This is a genomic window from Enterococcus sp. AZ109 (genome assembly GCF_051714625.1).
In the GTDB taxonomy this organism is placed as follows: Bacteria; Bacillota; Bacilli; order Lactobacillales; family Enterococcaceae; genus Enterococcus_A.
The window spans coordinates 3,154,653-3,168,710 of record NZ_JBIOSF010000001.1 but is presented as its reverse complement, the minus strand read 5'-3'; the positions used below and the strand labels follow the sequence as shown (position 1 = coordinate 3,168,710).

Here is a 14,058-nt window from a genome sequence, read left to right as displayed (position 1 = left end):
GGCGAATAGATGTTAGATAATAACGAAACTTTTTTATATCTTGAGTAAATGGTTCTATATTAAAAAACGCGTGAAAATTTACTAAAAATAAGTTCATACAACTGGATTATTTTATGTAATTTGATATTATTGATGAAACTTTCAGAATATTTTAAATCTATCGAATATTCAACGAAAAGAGGACGTAGTATGAAAAATAATTTACAAAAACAAATGACCTCTCGTCATATTACAATGTTAGCATTAGGCGGAGCAATTGGAGCGGGTTTATTTAAAGGTAGCGGTGAAGCAATCGGTATTGCTGGACCATCCGTCTTACTGGCTTTCCTTTTAGGCGGACTAGTTTTATTTATCGTTATGAGCGGATTAGGTCGATTAGTTATTGCAAATGACAATGTTCATGGTCTTTCCGGGATTATCCAACCATTTTTAGGGGAACGATCAGCTGATTTCATTGATTGGTTGTATTGGTCTTTGTGGATGATTAATATCATTGCTGAAGCAGTAGCTGCTGCTAGCTTCTTACAGCTATGGTTTCCGCACGTTCCCGCATGGTTATTTGTCTTTTTCCTAGCTATACTAACAACTTTGATCAATTTGTATTCAGTGAAGCTTTTTGCAGAAACAGAGTACTGGCTAGCATTTGCTAAAATAACCGTTATTGTATTGTTAATAATTTTTGGTCTTTTTCTGATTGGAAAAGAAATGCACACGCTCGGTTTTCTATCTACCTTCCAGCGTATGAATGCTCATGGTGGTTTTACTCCAAATGGCTTAAAAGGCCTGATGAGTTCCTTACTTGTCGTTATCTATTCCTACGGTGGTTCGGAGCTGATTGCAATTACAGTTAGTGAAACAGAAGATCCAAAAACGGCAATTCCAAAAGCAATTAAAGGTGTTATGGGAAGAATTATTTCATTTTACATTATCCCAATGCTGTTACTTTTAATTATTTATCCTTGGAATATGTTAGCGCATAGTAATGTAAGTCCCTTCGTTTTAGTCTTTGAAAAAATGCATATCCCTTTTGCCAGTGATATCGTGAACTTCGTTATTGTTTTAGCATTGTTCTCTTCTATCAATTCTGGTGTATATGCGTCTTCACGAACTTTGTATTTCCGATTGAAAGATGCCAAGGGTATTTCAAAAGGGCTCTCTGTGTTAAACAAACATCAAGTTCCACAGCGAGCAGTGCTGTTTTGTACTGGGACACTATATGTTGGTGTTGTCTTATCTTACTTTTTAGGGGACAAGCTTTTTAATTATTTAGTTGGTTCATTGTCTTACTCTGTATTACTCACTTGGTTGATGATTACTTTTGCCGCTTTGGTATTAGCTTGGAAAAGTGGAACAAAAGCAGAAATATTTTTTAGCGGACTGGCTATACTTGTTTTATTACTGATTCTCATAGGTATTTTATTGAGTAATCCCCTTAGTGTAACAATCATGACCGCCGTAATTTACTTAATAATACTTTTGAGCTACCAGAAAAAACATTATCATGCTTTAACAGATCACACATAAGAACAAAAAAGCCTGATAAGCTGTGCTGTACCAGCTTATCAGGCTTCTTGTTTAATTGATTGTGATACGTTTACGATTAGAATCCGTTGCTTCAACTTTTGGCAGTTCTAAATGAAGAACACCATTTTTGAATTCAGCCTTAATTCGGTCTTCGTTAATATCTTTTAACATAAATTGCCGACAATAAGAACGACTACTGCGTTCGCGGCGGATAAAGTTACCGCCTTCATCTTTGTCTTCAATAATATTGTTCCGATTTGCCTGAATTGTAAGCAACCCTTCTTGATAATCCACGGTCAAGTCTTCTTTTTCAAATCCTGGCAAATCAGCTTTCACATCATATGCTTCAGATGTCTCCTTGATATCCACATTGAACTCGTTGCTTCCCATAAATCCAGAAAGGAATTGGTCAAAGAAATCACTGCCCATTGACATCAAATCGTTGCTTCTTGGAATCAAATTAGCCATTATAATCTCTCCCTTTCTCACTGATTTTAAAAAAAGCAATGCTTTTTTTGAGCCACGAATAGTTGTGTAAGAACCATTCTTACACTTTTGTTTATTAAACTAATTCTACTGCTACATCAATGTTTCCACGCGTTGCTTTTGAGTATGGACAAAAATCATGTGCTTCTTCTACTATCGTTTCTGCCTGTTTTTCTTCAATTCCTGGAAGTGAAACTTCTAAAATTACTCCGATTTGAAATCCTCCGTCGTCGGTTTGATATAAAGAAACACGTGCTTTCACTTCAGAATCAGATTCTAACTGGTGTTCCTCCAACATATGCTGTACTGCTCCGTTAAAACATGAAGCATACCCCGCAGCAAATAGTTGTTCAGGATTAGTTCCTTCAGCATGAATAGAAGGCGGCTCAATTTTCATTTGCATTTTTCCGCCGGGAGCTTCAACTTCACCAGTTCTTCCACCATGGTTTATCATGGCTGTTTCGTACAATTTTTTCACTTATCATCACCCTCTCTACTATCAGTCTATAGCTAATTACTAGAGAATACAATGAACTTGCCTCTGAAAATTTCAGCAATTTCAATTTTTGGGGCTGATTGTTGCTTCTTACGCCTGTCTATAAAAAAACTTACAAAAGAAAGCGTTTCATACTTGATTAATTATTTGTTATACTAAAAGTGAAAGGTGGTGGACTTGATGAAAAAATTAGCAGTTTTGATCCTATTTTTCTCTATTTTACTGGCAGGATGTCGTAACAATGGCCGTACTTCAACTAATAGCAGCGAAACAGCAGAATCCAAAACAACAGAAACCAGCAGTTCAACTAGTAACTCTTCATCGAAAGCTTCAAGTTCTGAAAGTGCCCAAACAGCCGAAAGCCATCGGACTGAACCCTCTGAGATACTAAACAATACGGTACCCAGCTCTGAGAAGCCAGTAAATGTTCCTGTGTACCCTTATCAAACGGATTTACCTGGCGTTACAGTATTCCATTATAGAGGTATGAATGTTCCCGATTCAGTCACAATTGATCCTGGTCAAAGCAGGATTAGCATTACTCATGGAGATATATCCTCAACCTACAGTATGAATATACAAAATGTTCCAACTAAAGAAATACGTGTATTTTCTGCAGCAAACAACCAAATTAGAACTGTCAATGTAAATACCCTGGTACAAGCCGGTCAGCTCATCTCCGGAGATGGGTCACGAGCTTATGACAACGACACCTTTTACCTGTTCCATAATAGCAACGGTGGTTTTTCTTTAGCCTCACCTAATTACGCTGGAAATGTGTTGCCAGAAGACGCTGATGTTATGCTGGAGGTTTTGCAATAACGATTTCTAATTTTACAAAAAAAGAGCTAGTGCCTTTATCAGGGACTAGCTCTTTTTGACTATCAAAATGATTATTTAACTGTTACTGAAGCGCCAACTTCTTCTAAAGCAGCTTTTAATTCTTCAGCTTCTTCTTTAGAAATGCCTTCTTTAACTGGTGCAGGAGCGCCGTCAACTACAGCCTTAGCTTCTTTCAAGCCTAAGCCAGTTGCTTCACGAACTGCTTTGATAACTTTAACTTTTTGATCGCCAACAGCTGATAATTCAACAGTAAATTCTGTTTGTTCTTCAGCAGCAGGACCAGCAGCAGCTACAGCAGCTACAGGAGCAGCAGCAGATACGCCAAATTCGTCTTCGATAGCTTTAACTAAGTCGTTTAATTCTAGGATTGTCGCGCCTTTAAGCTCTTCGACAATGTTTTCAATGTTCAATGCCATTTTAAATTTCCTCCATAGTGTATGTTTTTTTAGTTGGTATTCTTATACAGCGATTAAGCTACTTCTTCTTCTTTTTCTGCTACTGCCTTGACAGCGTAAGCCACGTTGCGGACTGGCGCTTGTAGGACAGATAACAACATAGATAGAAGTCCTTCGCGGTTTGGAAGTTTTGCAAGAGCAGTAATTTCTTCAAGAGAGGCTACCTTGCCTTCGATAATCCCGCCTTTGATTTCTAATGCATCAGCTTCTTTAGCGAACTCGTCGATAATTTTAGCTGGAGCAACTACATCTTCGTTACTGAATGCTACAGCTGTAGGTCCAGTAAAGACTTCTCCTAAACCTTCAAGACCTGCTTTTTCAGCGGCACGAGATAGGATAGAGTTTTTGATGACTTTCATTTCAACGTTAGCGTCGCGTAGTTGTTTACGTAGACGAGTTACTTGATCTACTGTTAAACCACGGTAATCAACGATAACGACTGAAGCTGCTGCGCTGAATTTTTCTGTGACTTCATCAACGATAGCGGCTTTTTTAGCGATTGCTACTTCACTCATTTATATTTCACCTCCTGATTTTGATGGAAGGGAATTTTTTATAAAATTACAAAAAAATACCCTATGCCACCGTAGACATAGAGGGACTATTGAATGTTCTCCAATAAATGTCCTCGGTAGGAAATTAAGACATACGTCACCTACTGTCTTCGGTACAGTTAATTATTAACCTCGACTACCTTACCATAGGTTTGGCAGTCGAGTCAATCATTAATTTTAAAATTTTAGATAGATGCTTGATCAACATGGATCCCAGGACCAAATGTAGTAGTCACTGTAATGTTTTTGATATATTGACCTTTAGCTGTTGAAGGTTTAGCTTTTAATAAGGTATCGTTGATTGTTTTGAAGTTTTCGATTAACTTCGCATCATCAAATGAAACTTTACCAATAGGTGCATGGATATTTCCAGCTTTGTCTACACGGTAAGTTACTTTACCAGCTTTTACTTCTTCAATCGCTTTTGTAACATCCATAGTAACAGTACCTGTTTTAGGGTTTGGCATTAAGCCTTTAGGTCCTAATACACGTCCTAGTCTACCAACAGTTGCCATCATATCAGGTGTTGCAACAACAACGTCAAAGCCAAACCATCCGCCTTGGATTTTTTGTACCAAGTCATCGTCTCCAACAAAATCAGCACCCGCTGCTTCTGCTTCTTTAGCTTTTTCGCCTTTTGCAAATACTAATACAGATTGTGTTTTACCAGTTCCGTTTGGCAGTACAACTGCACCACGAATTTGTTGGTCTGCTTTTTTAGGATCAACGCTCAATTTGTATGCTACTTCAACAGTTGCATCAAATTTTGCGATGTTTGTTTCTTTAGCCAAAGCTACTGCTTCTTCTACAGAATATGCTTTTGAACTGTCAACTTTTTTTAATGCTTCTTGCATTTTTTTGCTTTTTTTAGCCATTTTGTTTCCTCCTTATGTGGTTATAACGGTAGAACCTCCCACGTGTTTTGATTTTTCAATCAAGAGACGACTGAGAAGCTTTAGGTTCAGGAATTATTCAACTGTAATTCCCATGCTTCTTGCAGTTCCTTCAACCATGCGCATTGCTGCTTCAACATCAGCTGCGTTTAGGTCTTCCATCTTCAACTCAGCGATTTCTTTTACTTGGTCGCGAGTAACTTTTGCAACTTTAGTTTTGTTTGGTTCACCTGAACCTTTTTCAACGTTTGCAGCTTTTTTTAATAATACTGCAGCTGGTGGTGTTTTTGTAACGAAGGTGAATGAACGATCTTCGTATACAGAAATCACTACAGGAATGATTAGACCTGCTTGATCAGCGGTACGAGCGTTAAATTCTTTTGTAAAGCCCATAATGTTAATGCCGGCTTGACCTAGTGCAGGACCTACTGGGGGAGCTGGTGTTGCTTTCCCTGCAGGAATTTGCAATTTAACTAGTTTTTCTACTTTTTTTGCCACGAGACATACCTCCTTGAGTCCGTGATGTGGTTAATTGGAGATAAAGATTTCTCCTCCCACTTGTTACAGCATGCAAAACGCATACTTGATTATGATAGCAAACTTCTTATGTTTTTTCAAGAACTTTTCAATTTTCTGATAATAAATAATTTATTCACAAACACTTCGTATATGATTAGAATAACAGAATAAAATGCTAATTTAGCTATATGACACCTCTCTTTATGTTAAACTATGGTCGAATTGGTAACGAATTTATAGAAGATATTCAAGGAGGTTTAAAATAATGGAAAATTTAAAGTACCGTAGTGTTTTTGACATCATTGGACCAGTTATGGTTGGACCTAGTAGTTCGCATACCGCTGGCGCAGCACGAATCGGCAAAGTCTGTCGCATGATTTTTGGCGAGAAGCCTGAATCTGTTGAAATCGACTTGTATGAATCATTTGCAAAAACCTATCGTGGGCATGGGACAGATATTGCTTTAGTAGGTGGGCTTTTAGGAATGAATCCAGATGATCCTCGCTTGTCTGAGTCTTTAAAGCTAGCCCATGAGGAGGGCATAGAAGTATTATTCGTTCCTAAAAAAGAAAAAGCCAAGCACCCCAATTTGGTTACCATGCATCTGAAAAAAGGGAAATACAAAATGTCAGTTACTGGAATATCAATTGGTGGTGGAAATATACAAATATCCGAACTAGATGGTTTTAGTATCTCCTTATCAATGGGAACACCTACGTTCATTGTTGTTCACGAAGATGTGCGAGGGTTGTTAGCCAAAGTATCTGCTGTGATTTCAGATGCCGGAATTAACATTGGAACAGTTACAATGACTCGCCAGAAAAAAGGCGATAATGGCATTTTAGTTTTAGAGATTGACGACAAACCAACCGATAGCACGACGAAAGAGAAACTCCGTTCATTAGACCATGTATTTAGTGTTACCTATTTTGATTAATTTGAAACAGATTTAAACCAATAGAATGACTAAAGAAACTTAATTTATAAGGAGGCTAAAGTATGTTTCTTTCGATTAAAGAATTAGTAGCGCAAGCGCAAAACTACCCCACAATCGGCGAATTGATGATAGCAACAGAGAAAGAGCTAACAGATCGAAGCCGTGAAGAAATTATTGAACTAATGGAACGCAACTTAGAAGTAATGGCTGTTTCTATTGATGAAGGCATAGCTGGTGTGCAGTCGGTAACAGGAATCACTGGTGGTGATGCACAGCGCTTAAACGACTATATTGATTCTGGCAGTTTTTTAAGTGGCGATACCATTTTGCGTGCCGTTCGCAACGCAGTAGCAGTAAACGAAGTCAACGCAAAAATGGGCTTAATTTGCGCGACTCCTACTGCTGGAAGTGCTGGAGTAGTGGCTGGCGTACTAATGGCTGCGCGTGAAAAATTAAACTTAACTCACGAAGAACAATTGGATTTCCTTTTCACTGCAGGTGCCTTTGGTCTCGTTATTGCCAACAATGCATCAATCTCTGGTGCTGAGGGCGGCTGTCAAGCAGAAGTAGGTTCAGCCAGTGCGATGGCTGCTGCAGCATTGGTGACTGCTAACGGTGGTACTCCACAAATGGCTGCAGAAGCTGTTGCGATTACGCTAAAAAATGTAATGGGCTTAATCTGCGATCCAGTTGCTGGATTAGTAGAGGTACCCTGTGTTAAGCGTAATGCTATGGGCTCATCACAAGCCTTCATATCAGCCGATATGGCTTTAGCGGGTATCCGTAGTGTCATTCCACCCGACGAAGTCATTGAAGCGATGTATAAAGTCGGCCGTGCCATGCCTTCCATTTTTAAGGAAACCGCTGAAGGCGGCGTAGCAACCACACCTACTGGATTGCGTTTAAGCAAGGAAATTTATGGTGAGATCCCAGCTGAAGAGCAACCTGTTTAAGTTGAATGTTTTCCATTAAAAAACGAACTATTGAAGAGGTCTAAAGGCCCCAACCAATAGTTCGTTTATTTTTACATCAATTTAGTATTTTTTACTTCTTCAATTGTTCTTGTACCAGCCAATTGCATCGTAATAGCTAATTCTTTATTTAAATGATCAAATACAGAAGTAACACCTTCGGCTCCACCAAGATTTAATCCATAAATCACTGGACGTCCAATTGCTACCAAATCTGCCCCGCTAGCTAAAGCTTTAAATACATGCTCGCCACGACGTACACCACTATCGAAAACGATTGGTACACGTTTGTTAACTACTCCAGCAATTAGTGGTAGGACATCAAAAGATGCAGGTCCCCCATCCAATTGACGACCACCATGGTTAGAGATCCAAATCCCATCTGCTCCAGCACTGATAGCTACTTCAGCATCTTCTGGAGATTGAATTCCCTTTACAAAAACTGGCAAATTGGTCAGGTCTTTGATTTTCTTAATATCTTCTGGAACCAGACCTTGTTTTGCAGCAGCATAAATTTCGGCAATCCCCTTGCCTTCCCCATCTCCTGCAGCATCTTTTTCACTGTAAGCTGCTAAATTAGGCATCGGTAGTGGAAATTCGAAGTGATTAATAATATCTTCTTCACGATATCCGCCCAAGGTAGAATCAGCAGTTAAGATGATTGCTTTAGCACCAGACTTAACGGCTTTTTCTAAAATGAATTCATTAAAACCATCATCTTTACTCATATATAGTTGGAAAAATTGCGGTGCATCTGGTGCTGCAACTGCAGCATCTTCAATCGTTGTATTCGCATAAGTACTAATAGAGAAAATTGAACCTGCGGCTGCAACACCCTTAGCCGTATCAGCTTCCCCTTTTTCATGAGCCAATCCTTGCGCTGCTGAAGGAGCCTGAATGATAGGTGTTTTCAAGTCAATATCCCATAATTTTGTACTCAAATCAGCATGGTCAATCCCACGTAATACTCTAGGCATAATTGATTTCTTATTGAATGAAGCAGTATTTTCTTTCATCGTCCATTCATCTTCTGATCCACCGCGAATATAGCCAAACGCACCTTTTTCCATACGTTCTTTCACGCGAGCCTCTAGTGAAGCGATATTAACAATCTCAATTGAATGTTCTTCGTTACTTGCTTGATAAGTCATCGTAAAACCTTCTTTCTTTTTACTACGACAACATACTACTACTCTTACAAAATGTAAGCAAATATTTACACTCGGAACGATAATAAACTGGCTAAATCAAAAAAAAGAAGAAGCTGCTTTTTCTAACATTTTTTAGGTCCAGACTTTCCTTTGTCAGTTATGTCCAACATTCTGACAAACAGACTCATTCATTCGCTCTCCCACAAATAGTCAGCTACTTCTTGATCAACTGCTGGATTTTCATGAAGCTGGCTGTGTTGAGCAATTGGCCCAATAAATACTTGCTGTTCTATTGGGTTTCCGTGCACTTTTAATAATGAGTAAATAGACAGCGCACTTGTTACTGGAACAGTACCATCGTTCATGGTAGCATTCTCTAGCTTACCGGCCATCAAAAGAATCGGTAAATTTTTGGGAACGTTAACGAGCCCCTTCTCATAATCCACATAGCGACTAGATTTCTGAATCGGACCCTCTTCTGATAGTTCTTCTAGACTTTGTTCATTTGACGTGTCGACAAAATCATTAAAAGGCGAACCTATAGCGATTAATTTAGCTACTTTCGTTGCGTCACTAGCTTCCCCATAGGTGGTCAGATAGCGCAAAGAACTAACCCCTCCCATCGAATGACTAACAATATTTACTTGATTAACACCTTGCTCTTTCAAATATCTCAGCACCTGATAAATCCATTCTGTCTGATTCCATTCATTATTTTTATTATCAGCAAATAGCACCTGAACGATCGGGTTATTTTCTGAATGACTGATTTCTCCGGCAACCTGCAGTATGCCATCTGGTTGGACCGTAACGACTAACTCTTTTTTTGCCACATGCTGATTTTCAAACCGTTTAATCATTCCACCGAACGAATTAACTGTGCCACTATAACCATGAATAAATAAAGTCGGCGTGGACGTCTTTTTTACTGTAGCGTTCGAATCAGTTATTTCTTTACTTTCACTTGATACTATTGCTTGCCTATCATCATGTTGACAGGCACTAAAAAAAAACAAGCTCATTACCAATATAACTGCTAACATAAATTTCTTCATAAATTCCCCCTAGCAAAAAAGCTGAGACAAAATGCCTCAGCTTTTTTTAAATCTTGTCAATTTGATCGAAATCTAATTCTGTACTTGTTTCTCGACCAAACATATCAATATTGGCTTTAATCTTTTCACGCTCTTCATCCACTTCAGTTACAACACCTTCGAGACCGGCAAAAGCCCCCTCGATAATTTTCACTGTTTCACCAAGCTCTACTTCTAGCTCATGCTGACGCGTACTCATGCCAATTGAACGTAAAATGTGATTAATTTCTTCCGGCATTAATGGTGCTGGTTTGCTCCCGGCTCCGTGAGAACCTACAAATCCTGTTACACCTGGTGTATTACGAACGACATACCAAGAATCATCTGTCATTACCATTTCTACTAGTACATAACCTGGAAAAGTTTTGTGTACAATTTCTTTTTCTTTGCCGTTCTTGATTTCTTTTTCTTTTTCTTCAGGAACAACTACACGGAAAATATAATCTTCCATCCCCATGCTCTGTGCTCTAGACTCAATGTTCGCTTTTACCTTGTTTTCATAGCCGGAATACGTATGTAATACATACCACTGTTTCTCAAAAGATTCCATTTTTGTTCATCGGCTCCCTGTCCTAAAATAAAAAAACCTCAGATAACTAAGGTTTTTTCTCAAAGACAGTATAGCATGCTTTTTTAAACTTGGCTACTAGCGAATAATCAAATTAATTAACGCTTGAATCGCTGTATCCATAATGAAAAACATTGCAGCGAATAAAATTGCGGTCTCAATGACTACTAATGAGTCATGTCGCAATTGTTTTTTTGAAGGCCAAGTAACTAATTTCATCTCTTCTCTGACACCACGTAAAAACTTCACCAAATTTCCTCCTACTTTGTTTCTTTGTGTAATGTGTATCTATTACAATGCTTACAAAATTTATTAATTTCTAAACGCTCTCCGCGTTTGCCTTCACTGACAGATTTACTGTAGTTTCTAGAACCACATACTGTACAGGCTAGAGCCGCTTTTTTCGTAGCCATAGCGAACCTCCTCACAAAAACTCACATGGTAACATTATCATCTAATGTTCTTTATGTCAATTGACCAAAAATTAAATACCTTTATGAGAAAGAATATGATAGTATAATGAAAGAATGAATCAATTATTGGAGGGCGCTTTAATGTTATTAGAAAGTCTAGTTTATCCTAAGAAGGATTTGACTACGATTACGGAATCTGCGACATTGCAAGAAGCTTTGGACATCTTAGAAGATACCGGTTATCGTTGTGTCCCAGTTTTAGATGAGAGCAAACAAATCTTTCGAGGAAATATTTATAAAATGCACATTTATCGCCACAAAGCGAACGGCGGAGATTTGCAATTACCAGTTACTCATCTACTTAAGAACGCAACAAAGTTTATTTCTATTAATACTTCTTTTTTCAAAATTTTCTTTACAATCAAAGAACTACCGTATATTACGGTATTAGATGAGAACAATCATTTTTATGGTATTTTAACTCACAGCACTTTGCTAAACATGTTGTCTCAATCTTGGAGTGTTAAAGCTGGGAGTTACGTTTTAACCATTGTATCTTCTGGCAAGAAGGGCGAACTTGCTCTAATGACTAAAATTATTTCAAAATTTTCTAGTATAGCAAGTTGCATTACTTTAGATGTCGGCAAAGATCTAAAAGGAAGAAGAACACTCATTACCTTACCAAATGGTGTAGACGAACAAAAATTAGCGGCAATTGTTGAACATCTAGAACGAAAAAACTTCGAGGTCAAAGAAGTCGAAACCTTAAGCTTACACTAATTTCGAAAGGCACTGAGTAGATTTCATATTCAGTGCCTTTTTATTTAAAGAAAGGTGATTAACCATTATGGGATGTTTCTTACGGGAGTGGAAATTAGAAGATGCGGGAGAACTAGCTACTCTGCTTGACAACCAAAAGATCCAAGTAAACTTGCGGGATGGACTACCCTATCCTTATCGAAAGAAAGATGCGGAAGAATTTATTTTACATTCTTTGTTGACTAACAGAAAGTTTTCTTTAGCAATTGTTTCCGAACATATGGTCATCGGAAGTATTGGAGTCTTTCGTCAGGAAAATATACACTTTCGAACGGCAGAAATTGGTTACTACATCGGAGAGGCCTACTGGGGGAAAGGGTTAGGTACAGAAGCACTAAAACAAATGTGTCAACTTGTATTTGAAACAACCGATATCGTTCGTATTTTTGCTGAACCATTTTCCGACAATATTGCCTCCTGTCGGATTTTAGAAAAAGCAGGCTTTCAGTTAGAGGGTACTCTAAGAAAGAGCGCTTATAAAAAAGGTCTATTTAAAGATCAGCAAATGTACTCTTTCATTAAGGAATAGCTATTAGAAAGTCTTCGAAAAACCCTTCATCTTTGAAGAATTAAAACTAGTGTGTAAAGCTAGTTACCAGTAAAATGGATATGAATAATAAAAATGTCCCGACCAGTTTTTGGTCGGGACATTGTTTAAATTGTTTTACTGAAATTCAATCTTTGATCTAAATAATACATCAGTGGTGCCGAAATGATCATAATGATTGCTTCACTTACTGCTAACCAGCCATAGGTTACCCAAAACGGCAAAGCTGCGGTAAAATATAGCATCGCTGCAATAAGAGCCATACTAACACTAAAAAATAAAGTATTTAAGGCTAAGCGAACTTTCACGTTTTTTACTTTATTTTGTAAAAGTGCTGTTAGACTCAGAGCAATTAATGTTTGAGCTCCACCAAAAACTACATCTAAAATACCCATACCGAATAATGCGTTATAAATAACTACACCTCCGAATACGCCCCATAAATATTTCCGATTAAATACAACTAAATGGTTCAGGCTCTCTGAAATACGAAACTGAATAGGTCCCGAGGCTACCGGTGAAACCAAAATGGTTAGAGCTAAGTATAGCGCCATCAAAATTCCATTTGTAATCACGATACTCATTCGTTTCTTTTCTACTATATGCAATGTATCCCCTTCTTTCTCCAAGTTTTGTTAATGCGGGATGGTTGATGAACCGCAGGTAAATCCTGAACAATCATACTTTTTTTCTCAAAGTAAGTCAACTCATCTTCATAAAAAAAGAAATTTCACGCATAATGATGTTTCAATGGCAGAACGTCTGTTATAATTAGCACCTGAAAGGAACGAACAACCTATGAATTTTCATTATCACTTACTAATTAATCCGGCCGCCGGTAGCGGAAATGCCAGTAAAAAAGCCAACCAATTAATTGATTTGTTTGATCAACATAATTATACATATACACCTTACTACACAACATACGCTGGCGAAGAAAAAGAAATTGTAGCGCGTTTAGTAAACTTGCTGACTCCTTGGGATGAAGAGATGCTGCAACGCTCTGGCGATGAACCTTATCACTTGCTAATTGTGATTGGTGGTGATGGGACCTTACACCAAGTAGTGAATCAATTTTACTTAACTGGTATAGAGCTTCCTGTCAGCTACCTTCCAGCCGGTTCTGGAAATGACTTTGCTCGTGGTATCGGATTGTCACGTCAAGTTGAAGAAGCCTTCAAACAAATTACTGCAGCCAGTCGCCCACAAAAAATTAATGTGTTGCTTTACGAAGAAAAAATTAAGGAAGAGTATGGATTAGTGTTAAATAATGTCGGTATTGGACTAGATGCGCTGATTGTTGCCACAACGAATGCTTCGTCCTCAAAAAAGTGGTTAAATAAATATAAATTAGGCTCAGCTTCTTATGCTCTATATTTGATCAAGGCTTTGTTAACACAAAAGACATTCCCAATTATGATCGAAGTAAATGGACACCAACAGGAATTTAACCGTACTTTTTTGTGTACTACTACAAATATTCCTTATTTCGGCGGCGGAGTACCTATTGCACCAATGGCGGATCCCAAAAAAGAAGTAATTGACTTGGTAATTATTGAGAAGCCTAACATTTTTGCAATTGTTCGCTTGCTATTGCAACTTTTACGAAAAAAACATACAACAAATAAACACTATTGTCATTTTTCCAGCTCCCGGATTCGAATTGTTTCGGTAGTCCCGCAGCACGGACAGGCTGATGGTGAAACACTGGGGCAGCGCTCGTATGACCTTTATTTTTCAACTGGTTCACAATATATATGGTATGCAGATATTTAAAATAAAAAGTGG

19 protein-coding genes and 1 other annotated feature are annotated in these 14,058 nt (G+C 38.1%); of the genes, 7 read left to right on the top strand and 12 right to left on the bottom strand.

Annotated elements, in window-relative coordinates:
- Window positions 1-189: 189 nt before the first annotated feature.
- A complete protein-coding gene (locus IGI42_RS15680; protein WP_438716804.1) occupies window positions 190-1,524 on the top strand; it encodes an amino acid permease in 1,335 nt (444 codons plus the stop codon).
- A gap of 51 nt (window positions 1,525-1,575) precedes the next feature.
- On the opposite strand, the gene IGI42_RS15675 is transcribed toward IGI42_RS15680, so the two are convergent.
- Together IGI42_RS15675 and IGI42_RS15670 are read right to left on the bottom strand one after the other, a co-directional pair.
- On the bottom strand, window positions 1,576-1,992 hold the full coding sequence (locus IGI42_RS15675; protein ID WP_438716803.1) for an Hsp20/alpha crystallin family protein: 417 nt from the start codon (window positions 1,990-1,992) through the stop codon (window positions 1,576-1,578).
- Between the two features lie 94 nt (window positions 1,993-2,086).
- The gene (locus tag IGI42_RS15670) at window positions 2,087-2,488 is read right to left on the bottom strand and encodes an organic hydroperoxide resistance protein (RefSeq protein WP_438716802.1); all 402 of its coding nucleotides are present in this window, start codon (window positions 2,486-2,488) and stop codon (window positions 2,087-2,089) included.
- Between the two features lie 198 nt (window positions 2,489-2,686).
- On the opposite strand from IGI42_RS15670, the gene IGI42_RS15665 reads away from it, so the two are divergent.
- Window positions 2,687-3,328, top strand: coding sequence for a hypothetical protein (locus tag IGI42_RS15665; protein ID WP_438716801.1), 642 nt, complete (start codon window positions 2,687-2,689; stop codon window positions 3,326-3,328).
- 71 nt (window positions 3,329-3,399) lie between these two features.
- Here the strand turns inward: IGI42_RS15665 and rplL are convergent, their stop codons facing one another.
- The 4 genes from rplL to rplK all read right to left on the bottom strand — a co-directional run bounded on the left by rplL (window position 3,400) and on the right by rplK (window position 5,749).
- Window positions 3,400-3,765 (bottom strand): 50S ribosomal protein L7/L12, encoded by a 366-nt coding sequence (gene rplL, locus IGI42_RS15660; RefSeq protein ID WP_438716800.1) that lies wholly within the window; start codon window positions 3,763-3,765, stop codon window positions 3,400-3,402.
- Window positions 3,766-3,818: 53 nt separating this feature from the next.
- On the bottom strand, window positions 3,819-4,319 hold the full coding sequence (gene rplJ / locus IGI42_RS15655; protein ID WP_438716799.1) for a 50S ribosomal protein L10: 501 nt from the start codon (window positions 4,317-4,319) through the stop codon (window positions 3,819-3,821).
- 43 nt (window positions 4,320-4,362) lie between these two features.
- Window positions 4,363-4,490, bottom strand: a sequence feature (ribosomal protein L10 leader region).
- 53 nt (window positions 4,491-4,543) lie between these two features.
- Window positions 4,544-5,233 (bottom strand): 50S ribosomal protein L1, encoded by a 690-nt coding sequence (rplA, locus tag IGI42_RS15650; protein WP_438716798.1) that lies wholly within the window; start codon window positions 5,231-5,233, stop codon window positions 4,544-4,546.
- 93 nt (window positions 5,234-5,326) lie between these two features.
- Window positions 5,327-5,749: a 50S ribosomal protein L11 gene (gene rplK / locus IGI42_RS15645; protein ID WP_438716797.1), complete on the bottom strand. Its 423-nt coding sequence runs from the start codon at window positions 5,747-5,749 to the stop codon at window positions 5,327-5,329.
- A gap of 286 nt (window positions 5,750-6,035) precedes the next feature.
- Between rplK and sdaAB the strand changes: the two genes are divergently transcribed.
- Both sdaAB and sdaAA read left to right on the top strand, forming a co-directional pair.
- The gene (sdaAB, locus tag IGI42_RS15640) at window positions 6,036-6,707 is read left to right on the top strand and encodes an L-serine ammonia-lyase, iron-sulfur-dependent subunit beta (protein ID WP_438716796.1); all 672 of its coding nucleotides are present in this window, start codon (window positions 6,036-6,038) and stop codon (window positions 6,705-6,707) included.
- Between the two features lie 62 nt (window positions 6,708-6,769).
- Complete coding sequence (gene sdaAA, locus IGI42_RS15635) at window positions 6,770-7,660, top strand: L-serine ammonia-lyase, iron-sulfur-dependent, subunit alpha (protein WP_438716795.1); 891 nt, start codon at window positions 6,770-6,772, stop codon at window positions 7,658-7,660.
- 71 nt (window positions 7,661-7,731) lie between these two features.
- Here the strand turns inward: sdaAA and IGI42_RS15630 are convergent, their stop codons facing one another.
- From IGI42_RS15630 to rpmG, 5 genes are all read right to left on the bottom strand, one after another.
- Window positions 7,732-8,829, bottom strand: a complete 1,098-nt coding sequence (locus tag IGI42_RS15630) for a lactate oxidase (protein WP_438716794.1) — start codon at window positions 8,827-8,829, stop codon at window positions 7,732-7,734.
- Between the two features lie 188 nt (window positions 8,830-9,017).
- The gene (locus IGI42_RS15625) at window positions 9,018-9,884 is read right to left on the bottom strand and encodes an alpha/beta hydrolase (protein ID WP_438716793.1); all 867 of its coding nucleotides are present in this window, start codon (window positions 9,882-9,884) and stop codon (window positions 9,018-9,020) included.
- A 46-nt stretch (window positions 9,885-9,930) separates the two neighbouring features.
- Window positions 9,931-10,473, bottom strand: a complete 543-nt coding sequence (gene nusG / locus IGI42_RS15620; RefSeq protein ID WP_438716792.1) for a transcription termination/antitermination protein NusG — start codon at window positions 10,471-10,473, stop codon at window positions 9,931-9,933.
- A 96-nt stretch (window positions 10,474-10,569) separates the two neighbouring features.
- Window positions 10,570-10,740: a preprotein translocase subunit SecE gene (secE, locus tag IGI42_RS15615; RefSeq protein WP_438716791.1), complete on the bottom strand. Its 171-nt coding sequence runs from the start codon at window positions 10,738-10,740 to the stop codon at window positions 10,570-10,572.
- An 11-nt stretch (window positions 10,741-10,751) separates the two neighbouring features.
- Window positions 10,752-10,904, bottom strand: coding sequence for a 50S ribosomal protein L33 (gene rpmG / locus IGI42_RS15610; protein ID WP_438716790.1), 153 nt, complete (start codon window positions 10,902-10,904; stop codon window positions 10,752-10,754).
- Between the two features lie 141 nt (window positions 10,905-11,045).
- Here rpmG and cbpA point away from each other — a divergent pair, with 141 nt between their 5' ends.
- Together cbpA and IGI42_RS15600 are read left to right on the top strand one after the other, a co-directional pair.
- Complete coding sequence (gene cbpA / locus IGI42_RS15605; RefSeq protein WP_438716789.1) at window positions 11,046-11,684, top strand: cyclic di-AMP binding protein CbpA; 639 nt, start codon at window positions 11,046-11,048, stop codon at window positions 11,682-11,684.
- A 67-nt stretch (window positions 11,685-11,751) separates the two neighbouring features.
- The gene (locus IGI42_RS15600; RefSeq protein WP_438716788.1) at window positions 11,752-12,252 is read left to right on the top strand and encodes a GNAT family N-acetyltransferase; all 501 of its coding nucleotides are present in this window, start codon (window positions 11,752-11,754) and stop codon (window positions 12,250-12,252) included.
- 125 nt (window positions 12,253-12,377) lie between these two features.
- Here the strand turns inward: IGI42_RS15600 and IGI42_RS15595 are convergent, their stop codons facing one another.
- Entirely contained in the window at window positions 12,378-12,854 is a 477-nt protein-coding gene (locus IGI42_RS15595) for a QueT transporter family protein (RefSeq protein ID WP_438717061.1), read from the bottom strand.
- 214 nt (window positions 12,855-13,068) lie between these two features.
- Between IGI42_RS15595 and IGI42_RS15590 the strand changes: the two genes are divergently transcribed.
- A complete protein-coding gene (locus tag IGI42_RS15590) occupies window positions 13,069-14,046 on the top strand; it encodes a diacylglycerol/lipid kinase family protein (RefSeq protein ID WP_438716787.1) in 978 nt (325 codons plus the stop codon).
- The last annotated feature ends 12 nt before the right edge of the window (window positions 14,047-14,058 follow it).

Coding starts and splice junctions, on each gene's coding strand:
- IGI42_RS15680 (WP_438716804.1), top strand. CDS start 190: ATGAAAAATAATTTACAAAAACAAATGACCTCTCGTCATATTACAATG.
- IGI42_RS15675 (WP_438716803.1), bottom strand. CDS start 1,992: ATGGCTAATTTGATTCCAAGAAGCAACGATTTGATGTCAATGGGCAGT.
- IGI42_RS15665 (WP_438716801.1), top strand. CDS start 2,687: ATGAAAAAATTAGCAGTTTTGATCCTATTTTTCTCTATTTTACTGGCA.
- rplL (WP_438716800.1), bottom strand. CDS start 3,765: ATGGCATTGAACATTGAAAACATTGTCGAAGAGCTTAAAGGCGCGACA.
- rplJ (WP_438716799.1), bottom strand. CDS start 4,319: ATGAGTGAAGTAGCAATCGCTAAAAAAGCCGCTATCGTTGATGAAGTC.
- rplA (WP_438716798.1), bottom strand. CDS start 5,233: ATGGCTAAAAAAAGCAAAAAAATGCAAGAAGCATTAAAAAAAGTTGAC.
- sdaAB (WP_438716796.1), top strand. CDS start 6,036: ATGGAAAATTTAAAGTACCGTAGTGTTTTTGACATCATTGGACCAGTT.
- sdaAA (WP_438716795.1), top strand. CDS start 6,770: ATGTTTCTTTCGATTAAAGAATTAGTAGCGCAAGCGCAAAACTACCCC.
- IGI42_RS15630 (WP_438716794.1), bottom strand. CDS start 8,829: ATGACTTATCAAGCAAGTAACGAAGAACATTCAATTGAGATTGTTAAT.
- IGI42_RS15625 (WP_438716793.1), bottom strand. CDS start 9,884: ATGAAGAAATTTATGTTAGCAGTTATATTGGTAATGAGCTTGTTTTTT.
- nusG (WP_438716792.1), bottom strand. CDS start 10,473: ATGGAATCTTTTGAGAAACAGTGGTATGTATTACATACGTATTCCGGC.
- rpmG (WP_438716790.1), bottom strand. CDS start 10,904: ATGGCTACGAAAAAAGCGGCTCTAGCCTGTACAGTATGTGGTTCTAGA.
- cbpA (WP_438716789.1), top strand. CDS start 11,046: ATGTTATTAGAAAGTCTAGTTTATCCTAAGAAGGATTTGACTACGATT.
- IGI42_RS15600 (WP_438716788.1), top strand. CDS start 11,752: ATGGGATGTTTCTTACGGGAGTGGAAATTAGAAGATGCGGGAGAACTA.
- IGI42_RS15595 (WP_438717061.1), bottom strand. CDS start 12,854: ATGAGTATCGTGATTACAAATGGAATTTTGATGGCGCTATACTTAGCT.
- IGI42_RS15590 (WP_438716787.1), top strand. CDS start 13,069: ATGAATTTTCATTATCACTTACTAATTAATCCGGCCGCCGGTAGCGGA.